The following is a 15,460-nucleotide window of genomic DNA, read 5'->3' as shown; positions in this document are numbered from 1 at the left end:
AAGAACTACAAGCCAACGTCATTCTGGAAGTGCTCGACTTACCCAACGGTGTTGAGCTACTCAGAAAATACTTAGCACACCAAGCCCGAAGGAGTTAAAACAATCCTTCGTACAGTACTGATTCTACATTTATTATTTTTTTACAAAATCATCGATCAACCGGCAAGGTGATAATAAACTCCGATCCGATTCCTGGCTGGCTTTCGACGGTTAGCGTTCCGCCGTGGCCTTTGGTAATGATGTCGTAACTCAGTGAAAGCCCCAAACCGGTGCCTTCGCCGGTGGGTTTGGTGGTAAAGAAGGGTTGAAAGAGTTTTTCTTTGACGGAATCGTCCATCCCCAGCCCATTGTCGATGATTCGGATTTCAATTTGCTTCAAACCGGCTTTTGTCGACACTGTAACCGTTGGCTTATACGGTGACAGCGTTGTTTTCTGCTTTTTCTGGACGACGTAAAATGCATTGTTGAATAGATTCAGCAATACCCGCCCGATTTCCTGCGGGACGAGGTTGACCGAACCGGCCGTCGGGTCCAAATCGGTTACCAGTTCACAATTGAACGTGTTGTCTTTGGCCCGGAGGCCGTGGTAGGCCAGCCGCAGGTATTCGTCACAGAGCGCGTTGAGGTTGGTGGCCTGGCGGTCGCCGGTCGTGGTGCGCGAGTGGGCCAGCATATTTTTGACGATCTGACTGGCCCGGCTGCCGTGGTGATTGATTTTCTGGAGGTTCTGCTTCAAATCGCCCAACAATTCTTTTTCCAGTTCGGCGTCGCGATCCGTTTTTTGCTGTTCCTCTTCGAGTTCAGTCACCAGTTCGGTGCTTACTTCCGAGAAGTTATTGACGAAGTTGAGCGGGTTCTGAATTTCGTGGGCAATCCCAGCCGTCAGCTCACCCAGCGAGGCTAGTTTTTCTTTCTGAATGAGTTGATTCTGCGTGGCTTTCAGTTCCTCAAGTGAGGTCTGTAGCTGGGTGGTGCGTTCTTTCACCTGTTGTTCCAGCCGCTCGTTCTGGCTGGCGATGATGCGGTTTCGTTCGATTTCGCGTTCTTTCTCAAGTTGTTCCTTTTCAATCGCCTGCTGCGCCACCCGCTTGCGAGCCAGGTTGTAGCGGTTGAGCAGGGCTCCCGAAAAGAAGATAATGAGCCAGGCAAAGCAGAAACTTTCGCTGTACTCAAGCATACCCCGAAACCCTTTGGGGAGCTTCAGATTCAGGTACCGTCCTACAATTTGTGTGCTAAGGGTAAAGAGCCAATACGTAAACAAAGGCAGCGTTGCCAACAGGGCAAACCGGGCGTCGAGCGACCCGCGCCGGACCATTTTCACCATTCCGATACCCAGCAAAACATACACGACCCGAATCAGGATTTCGATAAGAAGCATGATTTCGAAGGTCGGCATCCCCGAAAACCGGTACATGAAAAACTGAAGTATATTGACGGCCGCCGTCAAAGCCAGAAAATAGGAGATGGCGCGGTTTAAGCGACCCAACTCCGGAGTGGGTTGAATAAATTTTCGGATTGATTGAATGAAAAAGCTGAAGAAGATAATGAAAAAGAAATTGGCCAGCAGTTTGAACAGATGGGGCTGGTTTTCAAAAAAAGCAAGCTGAATGTTGTAGGCGTTGCGGTCTAAGGTGAAGAAAAAGAGACAGATAGCGAAATAGAGATAGACGACGTCTTTGATCGAAATGAAGATGAACAGGTTGTAGGCAATGGCCAGAAAAAGGACCCCGATCATGATCCCGTCAAAAAAGTAGTTTTCCCAGAAGTTCTCAACCCGGATCGACTTGTAAACCGATTGGATGCGGTTTTCTTCGGTTTCGAACTGAGGCTCCAGGTAGGTCAGGGGTGGGTGCCAATAGGCGCTTTCCAAACGTTGGTAGAGCGTTGTTTGTTCGCCGGGGCGCAGATGAATGAACAACCGGCTTCGTTCTTTATTGCCGTTTCGATCCGGAATCTGGTTTTCCGGAACCAGATCACCGGTTCGCTGGTGCTGCCAACGCTGACTGGCATCCAGCCGGTACAGATCCAGGTAGCTGGCGTAGAAATCGCCGTAATAGAGATTCAGATCGTGGGGCAACGTGTTTTTGACCCGCATGCGAATCCAGTAAACATGCGAACTTCGGTTGGGATTGTAGTAAGAATCGTACCGGAACGAATCGCTGCGTCGGACCTGTTCGAAGGTGTAATTTCCCGCCGGGTCTGCCAGCACCTGGAAATGGGCCGTATCGACTTCCACCCGACCGGAATCCGTTTTGATTTCGAAAACCGGTGGCCAGGGCTGCTGCGCAAACCCAAAAGATCGAAACCCGAGCCAGAAAACCAGCAATAAGGCACCATTTACCATAGAGGATGACCATCGCATCGGTCCGCCATTTTTGATTAACAGTGCATTATGCTGTGGTTTCATGCCTTGGTATCCCGTAAGAGTTTATTGGCGTAAATAAACTCATTCAGTTCCGCCACTTTCGATTGTGTAATGGTTGAACTGGAGCCTTCCCACATTTTTTTTCCCTGGTAGAGAAACATGATTTTCTCGCCGATTTCCATCATCGAGTTCATGTCGTGGGTAATCACAACGGTGGTAATTTTAAATTCGTCGGTAATTTCCCGGATCAGCTCGTCAATTTTGATGGACGTCAGCGGGTCAAGGCCGGAGTTGGGTTCGTCGCAAAAGAGGTATTTGGGGTTCATCACAATGGCGCGGGCAATGCCGACGCGCTTTTTCATCCCCCCGCTGATTTCGGACGGCATCCGATCGGCCGCATTTTCGAGCCCGACCCGCTGCAAACAGAACTGCGCCCGTTCCATTTTTTCTGATGTTGGCATGTCGGTCAGCATGTCGAGCGGAAACCGGACGTTTTCCAGGACGGTTTTTGAATCGAACAACGCGCCACCCTGAAACAAAACGCCCATTTCGCGCCGGATGGCTTTCTGGGTATCTTCGTCGCCGGTCAGGAAATCGCGGCCGTCATACAGCACCTGGCCTTCTTCGGGTTTGATGAGGCCAATCATGCACTTCAGCAAAACGCTTTTGCCGGTACCGCTGCCGCCAATGATCAAACTCGTGTCGCCGGGCAAAAACTTCCCCGAAATCCCGGACAGAATCGTCCGTTCTCCGAAAGTTTTCTGAATGTTTTTTATTTCAATCATGATTTCGAGTTGTTTCGCGGAGTTGAGCGGAGGAAAGGCGAGTTAAGCGGAGTTGTTTATTAATTCTCTGCTTAACTCCTTTTCCTCCGCTCAAGTCCGCGAAACAGTTTTACAACAACAACTGCGCTAACAGAAAGTCGGCGGCTAAGACCGCAATACAGCTATTCGTGACGGCAGCCGTTGAGGCCTGTCCTACTTCCAGTGCGCCCCCCGCCGTATAGTATCCCTTGAAAGACGAAATGGTCGAAATCAGAAAGGCAAATACCACCGATTTGATTAGGGCAAAGGTGATGCTGAACGGTTTAAAGTCGGAGCGGAGTCCACTGATGTAGTCTTCCGGCGTAATGATATCGGCTGCTGTTCCGGCAATATAACCGCCGTAGATTGACAGAAAACCCGCCAGGATGACCAGCATCGGAAACGTAATCATGGAGGCCAGCACTTTGGGCAACACGAGATACGAACTCGAATTGATCCCCATCACTTCCAGCGCATCGATTTGTTCGGTGATTCGCATGGTTCCCAAACCACCGGCAATGTTGGAGCCGACTTTGCCCGACAAAACGACGCAGGTGATGGTGGGAGCCAGTTCCAGAATGGTGCTGTCGCGCACAATAACGGCGATAATTGTCAGTGGAACCAGCGGGCTAACCAGGTTATAAGCCGTCTGGACGCAGGTTACGGCCCCAATGAACGTCGAGACGATAGAAACGATGAAAACGGAGTTGATGCCGATTTGGATGCATTCGTCCAGAACCAGTTTGGAATAAACCCCCATTTTTTCCCGGTTCCGGAACAGGGAACCTAAGAAGATAAAATAACGTCCAAGGTGATGCATGAGCACAAATAACAACAAAACTACGGTAAAGATAGAACGCTTTTGTGCGTATCTTGCCAAAAAACATGAAAGAGTCGATAGTCATTAACAAACAATCTTTCGTATTTAGGTAGATTGGATGGTGGCTAATGACCATTGGCTGATTCTATGAATCCACTATTGGTAGTTACCGGCGGTACGAAAGGCATTGGCCGGGCCGTTGTTGAACGTTTTGCGGAAGGCGGTTTTGATGTGGCAGTTTGTGCCCGTAGCGAAGAAGATTTAAGGCAATTGAAGCACGAAATCGAGGAGTCGGTGGCGGAGGTTCTGGAAGGATTCGACGATGCCGTGATTCCAACCATCTTTCCGTTTGCCGCTGATCTGGCTCAGCGTGAGGATGTTAATCAATTTGTTGACTTCATTCGTTCACTGGCTCGTCCGGTTAGTGCGCTGGTCAACAACGCCGGTGTTTTTCTGCCGGGGCAGATCCACAACGAGCCGGAAGGAACGTTTGAACTGACGATGAATCTCAACGTGGCCAGCATTTATCACCTGACCCGCGGGCTGATTGGCGATATGATGAAGCAGCGGAAAGGCCACATCTTTATGATGGGGTCAACAGCCAGTACAACGGCCTATCCGAACGGCGGTTCGTATTGCATTTCCAAGTTTGCCTTGCTGGGAATGGCCAAAGAATTGCGGGAGGAGATGAAACCGTATGGTGTTAAAGTGACAACCTTGCTGCCGGGGGCTACGTATACCGACAGTTGGGCGGCTTCCGGTCTGCCCCAAGCCCGGTTTATGCAAGCCTCCGATGTTGCCGAAGTTATCTGGTCAGCGTATAATTTATCGGCGGGAGCCGTGGTTGAAGAGATTTTGCTCAGACCGCAATTGGGAGATATTAAATGAGAAAATAATGAATATCGAATAATGAATAACGAACACCGAAAGAGACGCATCTCGTCGTTATTCGGCGTTCAATATTCATTATTCGATATTCATTAAAATCTTCCTTCGTATCTTGCGCCCTCATCGACTAAAAATGGGTAAAAAGTATATTTTTAACATAAAGCTCCAGTAATGGAATCTGTTCAATATTTGGGTATTGACGTCGGCGGTACGAATGTCAAAATGGGTATTGTCGACGCACAAAGTGGCAATATTTCCAACTTTTACAGTCATGATACGGCTAGCTGGCGCGAATCAGGGCATTTTGTCGAACAATTTGCTGACGCCATTGCGCTTCAACTGTATGAACACAAGGAAATTAAGAAAGTGGGAATTGGCTTGCCGGGTATGATCAACCGGGAGCGAACCGTCCCGCTCGAAATTACGGCCATCCCCGAATTGAACGGCGTTCCCCTGGTCGAATCCCTGAACAAACGGTTTCCGGACGTCCAGTTTTTTCTGGAAAACGACGCCAACGCGGCTGCGCTGGGCGAATTTTATTTTGCTGACGATAACATCGACGAAAATTATATTTTCATTACCCTGGGAACGGGTGTTGGCGGAGCGGCTATTATCAACAAAAAGGTATTTGTCGGTGGCGACGGCAACGCGATGGAACCCGGTCATCTGCCTTCGCGCAACAACCGTGTTCTCGAACGGAACATCGGTAAAAAAGAACTGCTGGATCTAGCCAACGAACGGCGTCAGGAGTTTGAAGGAACCACCCAACTGGCGGCAGACGGAAGCATTTCGACGACCAGTCTGGTGGCTGCGGCCGCCATTGGCGACGAACTGGCGCTGCAAATCTGGACGGAAGTGGGCGAGATGCTCGGCGACGGGCTCGTATCACTCATTCGGGTGTTGGACATCAAGCAGATTCTGATTGGTGGCGGCCTGTCGGCTTCCTACGACTATATTCTGCCCGCTGTTCAAAAACAACTGGACTTCTGGCTCACGCCCTATTATCAGAACGGTTTGTCGCTCAAACGCGCCACCCTCGGCAACGACGCGGGCCTGCTGGGCGCGGCATCGCTTTGTTTTGAATAGATGGTTTTTGATGGTTAAAAATGGTTGGATGGTTTGAATGGCTGATTCATGCAACTTTCCATCCATTTTTAACCATTCAATTCAAACCATTTAACCATCCAGCCATTTCAATCCATTCAAACAATATTCACTTCCGGATTCAGCCGAATCCCGAACCGGTCTTGCACCGACTGCTGCACCTGAGAGGCTACGTTCAGAATTTCGGCACCCGTGGCTCCCCCGTGGTTGACCAGCACAAGCGCCTGTTTGGAATGCACCCCGGCATGGCCGATGTGTTTGCCTTTCCAGCCGCACTGCTCGATGAGCCAGCCCGCCGGAACTTTCATCGTTAGGTCGCCGGTCGGATAGCCCGGGAGGGTAGGATACTCGGCTTTCAGCCGGGCAAAGTCGTCTTTTGAGATTTCCGGATTTTTAAAGAAGCTCCCGGCATTGCCAATTTCGGCGGGATTGGGGAGTTTGCTGCGCCGGATTCGGATCACCGCTTCACTGATTGCCTTGATGCTGAGATTGTCCTCTGAAACGCCCATGGTCGCCAGTGTTTCCCGAATGGCACCGTACTCGATGTGAAAAACGGGCTGTTTGTTCAGGCGAAACGTGACGCTGCTGATGATGTATTTTCCTCTGGCTTCGTGTTTAAAAATGCTTTCCCGATATCCAAACCGGCATTCGGCATGATTGAAAATCCGGGTTTCGCCCGTTTGGATGTCAACCGCTTCCAGGTGATCGAACACTTGCTCGATTTCAACGCCGTAGGCTCCGATGTTCTGCATGGGGGCCGCACCCGTGGTGCCCGGAATCAGCGACAGATTTTCAATACCGGCATAGCCATTTTGTACACAAAATAGAACCAACTGGTGCCAGTTGACTCCCGCTCCCGCTTTTACGAAGACGTGTGACTCGTCTTCCCGCACCACTTTGATTCCCTGGATGGACATTTTAACAACCAGTCCCTCAAAGTCACGTGTGAAAAGCAGGTTGCTGCCTCCCCCCAGAATTAGTTTGGGAGCAGCCAAAAACTCGGATACCTGGAAAAGCGTTCTCAGTTGTTCTTCGGTATCGATTTCGACCCAATAGCGGGCTTTTGCGTCGATTCCGAATGTGTTATAGGATTTCAGCGATACGTGGCTCTGAATATCTAGCATGGGTTAGCGTAAGAATGCTACCTCAAAGTAAGTAAAAAGAAGGGAAAACGTTGGTATGTTGACGGTATTGCTCAACAAGATAGCGTTCGGATTGTTGCATAACCAGATAGTTGCTAAATTTGCAAACAAGGGATGAAAGCACAGATGTATAAAATTGGGTCGGATAGCGCGTTTATCCTGGTAGTTTTGGTCGGACTGTCGGGCTGGATCAGCTCGTGTGCGTCATCGAAAAAGACGGCTTCCCGGTCGTCGTCAACTTCCTCGACAGATTACAATACATACAATTACGACTTGTCGGCTACCCGTCCGAAGTACAACACCACAGTGACCGCAACCCCCTCCAAACCGTTACCTTCCACCCCGCCCGCCCGCCCGGCTTCCGAAACCCGCCGGACCCTGCCCATGGCCGAGCCTTTGCACATCAACAAAAAACTGGATGCCATTCTTGACACTATTTCAGTTAAAAACCGCTCCATCCGGTACGCGCAAGGGTATCGAATCCAGGTGTATGTTGGTGACCAGCGGGCCGAGGTGGACCGCGTCAAACGGTTTACCTACCAGAATTTTCCGGAATTGAACCCCTATACGACGTACCGACAGCCAACCTACCGGCTGAAAGTGGGCGATTTCATGCGTCGGCTCGATGCCGAGCGGTATCTGGCCCAACTGCGTCAGCAGTTTTCCTCGGCAACGCTTTTGCCTGACCGAATCGAGATTAGAAGGAGTTTGTCCATTAAATAGCGATAACCTATATTTTTTCTAGTTAGTCTTTATCAATACTCTATGAAAAAAGCACTTATTACCGGAATTACCGGCCAGGACGGCGCTTACTTAGCAGAACTACTCCTGTCGAAGGGATACGAAGTTCATGGCATCAAACGCCGGAGTTCGCTGTTCAACACCCAGCGGATCGATCATATTTACGAAGATCCGCACGAGAAACACGTGCGGTTTGTATTACACTACGGTGATTTGTCCGATTCGACTAACATCATCCGGATCATTCAGGAAGTTCAGCCGGATGAAATCTATAACCTGGGGGCTATGTCGCACGTTCGGGTGAGTTTTGATGAGCCTGAATACACGGCACACGTCGACGGAATTGGCACATTGCGGATTCTGGAAGCCGTTCGATTGCTGGGGTTGAGCAACAAAACCCGCATCTATCAGGCGTCAACTTCGGAATTATATGGTGGGGTTCAGGGGCACGCTCAATCCGAAGCGACCCCTTTCTATCCCCGTTCTCCCTACGCCGTCGCCAAACTCTACGGCTACTGGATTACGGTCAACTACCGGGAAGCCTACGGCATGTATGCTTGTAACGGAATTCTGTTCAACCACGAATCACCTCTGCGTGGGGAGACGTTTGTAACCCGGAAAATCACGCGTGCCGTGGCCCGGATTGCGCTGGGTTTGCAGGATAAAGTATTCATGGGGAACCTGGACGCGCAACGCGACTGGGGCCACGCCAAGGATTACGTCGAAGCAATGTGGCTCATGTTGCAGCAGGAAACACCGGAAGACTTCGTGATTGCTACCGGAAAAACCACCCACATCCGCGATTTTATCCGGATGGCTTTTTCCGAAATCGGTGTCGAACTGGAGTTCAAAGGCGAAGGCGTCAACGAAACCGGTGTGGTGGTCAATTCGACCAACCTCAGCTATCCTATTGAAGTGGGCCGCGAACTGGTTTGCATCGATGAACGGTATTTCCGCCCGACGGAAGTGGACCTGCTCCTCGGTGATCCGACCAAAGCCATGACCAAACTGGGCTGGAAACCGAAATACGACCTGGCCGCTTTGGTGAAAGAAATGGTTGCCGCCGACATCGAACTGTTCCAACGTGACCAGTTGCTTGAGAAAAGCGGTCACCGGGTGATGAATTATTTCGAGTAAATTAAGAGCGAAAACCACCATAAAAAAGCCGCCGGTTCTGAGAACCGGCGGCTTTTTTATGAACCCGAAAACACACTTGATACTTTATACAGGCACGGCGTAGTAGTACATCCGGGAACTGTTCGGATACATACCGATCAGCATCAGGCCTTCACCTTCTTTGGTGGTGTTCAGTGCCGTTTGCAGATCTTTCACCGTGCGGACGACTTTTCCGTTGGCTTTCACAATGATGAAGCCTTCTTCGATGTCCGTTTCGGACATTTTGCCCTCACGAATCCGTTTCACCCGAACACCGCCATCAACGCCCAGCCGTTTGGCATCGGTTGCAGCCAGTTCTTCAAAGTCGGCTCCCAGCGAACCCAGGGTAGCGGCTGAATTAGAAGCAGAAACGTTGTCGCTTTTCTTGATGATGTCGCGACCTCCGTTGCGGTTGCGCAGCTCGACGCGGAAATCGCGCAGATCGCCATTCCGGTTAACCGTCATCGCAATGACGTCACCCGGGCGACGACGGCCGATGATTTCGCGCATTTGAGCGTCGGAATCCACATTCTGACCTTCCATTTTCACGATCACATCACCTTTCTTCAAACCAGCCGACGCTGAGGCACCGCCTTCCACAACTTCGTTGATGTAGATCCCACGACCAATTTTAGAACCCAGCTCCTGTGCTCTCAGGCTGTTCAGTTCAACCGGAATGATGCCAAGATAACCGCGTTGTACGTTGCCGTATTTAACCAGATCAGCCGAAACTTTTTTCACCAGAGAAACCGGGACGGCAAAACCGTATCCACTATAATACCCCGTAGCCGAAGCGATGGCCGAGTTGATCCCGACCAGTTCACCGCGCAGGTTGACCAGTGCCCCACCGGAATTACCGGGGTTGATGGCGGCATCCGTCTGGATGAAGGCTTCGACCGGCGAATCCGGTTTGGCGTCGTTGCGGTCGATATTCTGATCCAGGATACCAATCCGGCGGCTTTTGGCACTCACAATACCGGCTGTAACCGTCGATTCCAGATCCAGCGGATAACCCACGGCCAACACCCATTCACCAAGTTTCAGCGCATCCGAATCACCCAGCGTAATGGAAGGGAGATTTTTGGCATTCACCTGAATCACAGCCAAATCGGTCAGCGGGTCGGTGCCAATCACTTTCGCCTTGAAACTGCGCTTGTCGGTCAGAATTACTTCCACTTCGTCGGCACCCTGTACCACGTGGTTGTTCGTAACAATGTAGCCATCCTGGCTGATGATGACACCGGAGCCGGATGCCTGACCGCGTTGCCGTTGCGGGGCACCGCCGTTGCCACCCCGGCCAAATTCGTCCCCAAAGAAGTCACGGAAAATATCCGGAATCTGCTGTTGGCGAACCGTACGGGTCATAGTCGTTTTGATGTGTACCACCGCCGGTGTAGTGGCTTCGGCAGCGTAAGTAAAATCACCCGGAGCGCCCTGAGGCCCGGTCAGTGCCGCCAACCGGCCCGTCGGGGTGGGAGTTGGTGACGATTCGTTAAAAATTACATCCTGCTTATTAAATCCTAAGAAGTTATAAGCGGCCAATGTAACAAAGCTTGACAGCAGAGCGATGATCGCTAACGTTTTCCAGTTGTTTTTCATGACTTGATTCTAAAAATGGGTCGTTTACTGTTTTCGTACCAGTTCCCCATGATAACGAAATCTGCTTTTCCAAAAATTCGCTTTTTTAACGCAATTAACAAATTTTAACAGGCGAATGTTGGCTGGCTGTGCCGTCGCACACAAGAGATGGAGAGCCAGTGAAAATCATAATTTTCAATTATTGGGTTGTTGGTCAGAAATCAGCGGTATAGCACCCTAGTTACAACATCCATACCAGTCCAATGTTTAGAGAAATTTATGTCATTATGACGGGAATGATTGTTTATTTTAGGTGACAACCAGGTCAGTTTGACAGGCGTTTTTTAGCGACAAGGGGTGACATTTGATAAAATGACACCAAATACCGAAGGTTGGTGCAGAAATGAATTGTCCGGAAACCTGATCAGGAAGGGGGAAGATTCCGGTTTTTAATTGGAAACCGGTTTCATCTGCAGTTGCTCACAGGCTTTTTCAGCGGCCGACTGTTCGGCTTTTTTCTTGCTGTAGCCACTGCCCTGGGCAAACGGTTCGTCATTGACCGTTACCTGAGAGATGAATTCGCGGAAGTGGTTGTTTCCGCGTTCAGAAATAATGATAAATTCTACTTTTTTGCCTTCCCGTTGCGCCCACTCGATCAGGCGGCTTTTGAAGTTGGCGTTGTTACTGATCAGGGCTTCGAGGTCATAATGACCCAGTAACTCCTTGAGAATGAACCGACGCGTAAATCGGAATCCCTTGTCGAGGTAAATGGCACCGACCAGCGCTTCGAGCGCATCGCCGTACATGGAGGTGCGGGAGGGCACAATACCCCGGTTGCGGCTTCCGTCGTATTCGATCAGGTTTTCCAGACCGATTTTCCGGGCAATGCCGTTGAGGGTTTCCCGGTTGACGATCCGGGAGCGGATTTCGGTCAGGAAGCCTTCGTCTTTATACGGAAATTTTTTGAAGAGAAACTCGGCAATCACCATGCCTAAAACCGCATCGCCCAGGTATTCCAGCCGTTCGTTGGATTCTTTGAAGCCCTTGATCGCCGTTTCTTTCGAGGCCGAGGTGTGCCGGAAGGCGAGTTGATACAGGCCAACGTTGGAAGGCGCTTCGCCAATGATGTGTTCAACGGAGCGCTTAAATTTTTTGCGTTCGCTGTTGCCCAGCCGAAACCGGAAAAAACTGCGAATAGGCTCGAAGAAGGTGTTGGCTGAAGCGGCTGGCACGCGGCTGTTTATGACTCAAGTTTGCGAAATATCACGGAAAAATTATGACCCCCGAACCCAAACGTATTACTCAAAGCGACGTCGATGGTTCGTTTCTGGGCTTCGTTGAACGTAAAGTTCAGCTTCGGATTAAATTGTTCGTCGTCGGTAAAATGGTTGATCGTCGGTGGAACAATACCGTATTTCATCGCCATCAGACAGGCAATGGCTTCAATGGCCCCAGCCGCCCCCAGCAGGTGACCCGTCATCGACTTGGTGCTGCTGATATTAACTTTATAGGCATGATCGCCAAACACTTTTTCAATCGCTGTCGCTTCGCTGACGTCGCCCAAAGGCGTCGACGTTCCGTGTACGTTGATATAGTCGATGTCTTCCGGACGAATCTGGGCGTCGTCGAGCGCATCTTTCATCACATTCAGTGCGCCTAGCCCTTCGGGGTGCGGTGCCGTAATGTGGTAGGCATCGGACGACATGCCTCCGCCGATCAGTTCGGCGTAAATCTTGGCACCCCGCGCTTTCGCGTGTTCATACTCTTCCAAAATCAGTGCCCCGGCACCTTCGCCCAGCACAAAACCGTCGCGGTCTTTGTCAAACGGCCGTGAAGCCGTTTCCGGCGATTCGTTTCGTTCCGACAACGCCCGGAGCGCATTAAACCCGCCGACACCCGCTTCGGTTACGGCGGCTTCTGAACCGCCGGAAATGGCGATGTTCAGTCGTCCCAGCCGAATGAAGTTGAAGGCGTCGATCATGGCGTTGGTCGCCGAAGCGCAGGCCGAAACCGTCACGTAATTGACACCGTGAAAACCGTAGCGAATCGAGAGCATGCCCGATGCACTGTCGGCAATCATTTTCGGAATGAAGAATGGATTGTAACGGGGAGTGCCATCGCCGGTGGCGTAATTCTTTACTTCGTCTTCGAAGGTTTTTAGCCCTCCGATTCCTGAACCCCAGATGACACCGGCTTTGTTCAGATCGAGCTTGGTGAGGTCAAGCCCGGCGTCTTTCACCGCTTCGTCGCCCACAATGAGGGCGTATTGGGCGAAAGGGTCCATCTTACGAGCGTCCTGACGAGGGATGAACTGGTTGATGTCCAGGTTCTTAATTTCGCAGGCGAATTTTGTCCGAAATTTTTCGGCATTGAATTTAGTAATCGGACCGGCGCCACTTACACCGGCAGATAAGCCGTTCCAGAACTCTTGTACTGTATTACCAATCGGCGTAAGAGCGCCCAGGCCGGTGATTACTACTCGTTTAAAAGGCATAGAATGAACTACAAAAAGAAAAGCTTATTTCACATTCTCTTCCAGGTACGTAATGGCCTGGCCTACTGTACCAATGTTTTCCGCCTGATCGTCCGGAATAGAGATGTTAAACTCTTTTTCAAATTCCATAATCAGTTCAACGGTGTCGAGCGAATCAGCGCCCAGATCATTAGTGAAGCTGGCTTCCGGCGTTACCTCCGATTCTTCAACACCCAGTTTTTCAACAATGATTGCTTTTACTTTGTCTGCAATTTCTGACATTTCTGTATGCGTTTGGGGTTCTAAAAACTGTGCAAAGAAAGAGATTAAAAACAGTATTGTCAAATAATTTTTTCTATCGAAAATCGTTTAAAAGTGCTTGGTTTTTTTTGTAAAAAGACAGATTAACAGCTTATTACAAAATAAAATTGTATTTACCAACTGAACTACCGTCCCGGTAGCAACTCGATCACCAGACGGCCAAATGAAGTAGCTCCGGTTTCGTCGAATGGCCCAACAATCTATCAAAATGGCAATAAACGACTTAAATTTCAGATTAGTCGCTCCCAAAGTGGCAAGAACCGGCAAAAGTTAGCGAAAGTGCGATTTTGACAGAGCTGAACCGTTCAAAGTGGTCTAATTGTGTAGTTTTGTACGAAAACGTCAAAACCACCTGTGAAGATTGCCAAACTAAAACATACCGATTCGGGCAACTTTTTCCTGATTGCGGGACCCTGCGCCATCGAAAGCCGCGAAATGGCCCTGGAAATTGCCGAAAAACTGGTCGCCATAACGGATCGACTCCGGATCCCATTTCTGTTCAAAGGCTCCTATCGCAAAGCAAACCGGACGAAACTGGATTCTTTTACCGGGATCGGTGATCGTTTAGCCCTCGAAATTCTCAGAGAAGTGGGCGAGCGCTTCCAGGTTCCGACCGTCACGGATTTCCACGAATCGCACGAGGCCGCGATGGCGGCAGAGTACGTGGATGTGCTGCAAATTCCGGCCTTTCTGTGTCGGCAAACCGATATGCTCACTGCGGCCGCCCAAACCGGAAAGGTGGTCAACATCAAAAAAGGACAATTTATGTCGGGCGATTCGATGGCTTTTGCCGTTGAAAAAGTGAAGTCGGTTTATCCGGATGCGGAGGTGTTGCTGACCGACCGGGGCAACTCTTTCGGCTACGGCGATCTGGTGGTCGATTACCGCAACCTGCCGATGATGCAGGCCCACGGCGTTCCGGTGGTAATGGACTGTACGCACTCGCTGCAACAGCCCAACCAGTCGTCGGGCGTCACGGGCGGAAAACCGGCTCTGATTGCTACCATCGCCAAAGCCGCCATTGCCGTAGGGGCCGACGGTCTGTTCATCGAAACTCACCCCAACCCGTCGGAAGCTAAATCGGATGGGGCCAATATGTTGCCACTGAGTCAGTTGGAAGGTTTGCTGGAGAAACTGGTCCGGATTCGGCAAGCCCTATCCTGACCGATAACAGTAGAAAAAACCGCTTCAGCCCTCTCTTCATAAACTGATCTTATTCATCCATGCAGACCCGTTATACGACCAATCCCAGCGATTTCAAGCAGTATGATACCGACCGGATTCGCCGGGAATTTCTCATCGAAAGCCTGTTTACACCCAATATATTCGAGTTCGTTTATTCCCATTACGACCGGATGATCGTGGGGGGCGTCATGCCCGTCGATGGGCCGCAGACGTTACCGGCGTATGACGAGCTGAAAGCGGATTTCTTTCTGCAACGGCGTGAACTGGGCATTATCAATCTGGCTGGAGACGGAACCGTAACAGTTGACGGACAGGTGATTGACTTGTCAAAAAAAGAGTGTTTATACGTGGGGATGGGAAGCCGGGAAGTGACCTTCAGGAGCAATCAGGCTGACAAACCGGCCAAATTTGCCTTGATTTCGACCCCCGCCCACCGAACCTGCCCAACGGCAAAACTGACGTCGGCAGAGGCTTCGCCGGTAGATCTGGGTGCCCAGGAAACCGCCAATCAGCGAACCATCTACAAATACATTCATGCCGACGGTTTGCAAAGCTGTCAGTTGGTGATGGGGCTGACAACCCTGAAATCCGGCAACATCTGGAATACCATGCCGCCCCACGTTCACGACCGCCGGATGGAAGCCTATATTTATTTTGATATTCCTGAAAACCAGCGGGTTTTTCATTTTATGGGACATCCCCAGGAAACGCGTCACCTGCTGGTGGCTACCGATCAGGCCATTCTGTCTCCGCCCTGGTCCATTCATGCCGGCGCCGGAACCGCCAGTTACTCCTTCATCTGGGCCATGGCGGGCGAAAATTATTCGTTCACCGACATGGATTTTGTTCAATTGAGCGACATCCGGTAGTGAAAATCCGCCGTCT

At 50.6% G+C, this 15,460-nt stretch carries 14 protein-coding genes; 6 read left to right on the top strand and 8 right to left on the bottom strand.

Going from position 1 to position 15,460, the window contains the following annotated elements; translation table 11 throughout:
- Positions 1-148: 148 nt before the first annotated feature.
- From ACS5NO_RS30310 to ACS5NO_RS30300, 3 genes are all read right to left on the bottom strand, one after another.
- Positions 149-2,407: a sensor histidine kinase gene (locus ACS5NO_RS30310; RefSeq protein ID WP_439418594.1), complete on the bottom strand. Its 2,259-nt coding sequence runs from the start codon at positions 2,405-2,407 to the stop codon at positions 149-151.
- On the bottom strand, positions 2,404-3,150 hold the full coding sequence (locus ACS5NO_RS30305; protein WP_439418593.1) for an ABC transporter ATP-binding protein: 747 nt from the start codon (positions 3,148-3,150) through the stop codon (positions 2,404-2,406). The genes ACS5NO_RS30310 and ACS5NO_RS30305 overlap by 4 nt, the downstream gene beginning before the upstream one ends.
- Positions 3,151-3,259: 109 nt before the next feature.
- Positions 3,260-3,988, bottom strand: a complete 729-nt coding sequence (locus tag ACS5NO_RS30300) for an MlaE family ABC transporter permease (protein ID WP_114407268.1) — start codon at positions 3,986-3,988, stop codon at positions 3,260-3,262.
- Between the two features lie 147 nt (positions 3,989-4,135).
- On the opposite strand from ACS5NO_RS30300, the gene ACS5NO_RS30295 reads away from it, so the two are divergent.
- Together ACS5NO_RS30295 and ACS5NO_RS30290 are read left to right on the top strand one after the other, a co-directional pair.
- On the top strand, positions 4,136-4,876 hold the full coding sequence (locus ACS5NO_RS30295) for an SDR family oxidoreductase (RefSeq protein WP_439418592.1): 741 nt from the start codon (positions 4,136-4,138) through the stop codon (positions 4,874-4,876).
- Positions 4,877-5,047: 171 nt separating this feature from the next.
- Positions 5,048-5,962 (top strand): ROK family protein, encoded by a 915-nt coding sequence (locus ACS5NO_RS30290; protein WP_114407168.1) that lies wholly within the window; start codon positions 5,048-5,050, stop codon positions 5,960-5,962.
- 116 nt (positions 5,963-6,078) lie between these two features.
- On the opposite strand, the gene murB is transcribed toward ACS5NO_RS30290, so the two are convergent.
- Positions 6,079-7,104: a UDP-N-acetylmuramate dehydrogenase gene (murB, locus tag ACS5NO_RS30285; RefSeq protein ID WP_439418591.1), complete on the bottom strand. Its 1,026-nt coding sequence runs from the start codon at positions 7,102-7,104 to the stop codon at positions 6,079-6,081.
- A 132-nt stretch (positions 7,105-7,236) separates the two neighbouring features.
- Here murB and ACS5NO_RS30280 point away from each other — a divergent pair, with 132 nt between their 5' ends.
- Entirely contained in the window at positions 7,237-7,845 is a 609-nt protein-coding gene (locus ACS5NO_RS30280; protein ID WP_439418590.1) for an SPOR domain-containing protein, read from the top strand.
- Positions 7,846-7,887: 42 nt separating this feature from the next.
- On the top strand, positions 7,888-9,000 hold the full coding sequence (gene gmd / locus ACS5NO_RS30275) for a GDP-mannose 4,6-dehydratase (RefSeq protein ID WP_439418589.1): 1,113 nt from the start codon (positions 7,888-7,890) through the stop codon (positions 8,998-9,000).
- 84 nt (positions 9,001-9,084) lie between these two features.
- Here the strand turns inward: gmd and ACS5NO_RS30270 are convergent, their stop codons facing one another.
- From ACS5NO_RS30270 to ACS5NO_RS30255, 4 genes are all read right to left on the bottom strand, one after another.
- Complete coding sequence (locus tag ACS5NO_RS30270) at positions 9,085-10,617, bottom strand: Do family serine endopeptidase (protein ID WP_439418588.1); 1,533 nt, start codon at positions 10,615-10,617, stop codon at positions 9,085-9,087.
- 428 nt (positions 10,618-11,045) lie between these two features.
- Positions 11,046-11,828 (bottom strand): ribonuclease III, encoded by a 783-nt coding sequence (rnc, locus tag ACS5NO_RS30265; protein WP_374755905.1) that lies wholly within the window; start codon positions 11,826-11,828, stop codon positions 11,046-11,048.
- A gap of 8 nt (positions 11,829-11,836) precedes the next feature.
- A complete protein-coding gene (gene fabF, locus ACS5NO_RS30260; RefSeq protein WP_114407172.1) occupies positions 11,837-13,090 on the bottom strand; it encodes a beta-ketoacyl-ACP synthase II in 1,254 nt (417 codons plus the stop codon).
- A gap of 24 nt (positions 13,091-13,114) precedes the next feature.
- Positions 13,115-13,351 carry an acyl carrier protein gene (locus ACS5NO_RS30255; RefSeq protein WP_038121612.1) on the bottom strand — a complete coding sequence of 79 codons (237 nt, stop codon included), beginning with the start codon at positions 13,349-13,351 and terminating at the stop codon, positions 13,115-13,117.
- A gap of 393 nt (positions 13,352-13,744) precedes the next feature.
- Between ACS5NO_RS30255 and kdsA the strand changes: the two genes are divergently transcribed.
- Positions 13,745-14,554, top strand: coding sequence for a 3-deoxy-8-phosphooctulonate synthase (gene kdsA / locus ACS5NO_RS30250; protein WP_439418587.1), 810 nt, complete (start codon positions 13,745-13,747; stop codon positions 14,552-14,554).
- Between the two features lie 59 nt (positions 14,555-14,613).
- Positions 14,614-15,444 (top strand): 5-dehydro-4-deoxy-D-glucuronate isomerase, encoded by an 831-nt coding sequence (gene kduI, locus ACS5NO_RS30245; RefSeq protein WP_439418586.1) that lies wholly within the window; start codon positions 14,614-14,616, stop codon positions 15,442-15,444.
- The last annotated feature ends 16 nt before the right edge of the window (positions 15,445-15,460 follow it).

The sequence above is a fragment of the Larkinella fluvii genome (genome assembly GCF_051857545.1).
Classification (GTDB): Bacteria; Bacteroidota; Bacteroidia; order Cytophagales; family Spirosomataceae; genus Larkinella.
The sequence above is the reverse complement of the archived record's forward strand: the minus strand, read 5'-3'. Positions and strand labels throughout refer to the sequence as shown.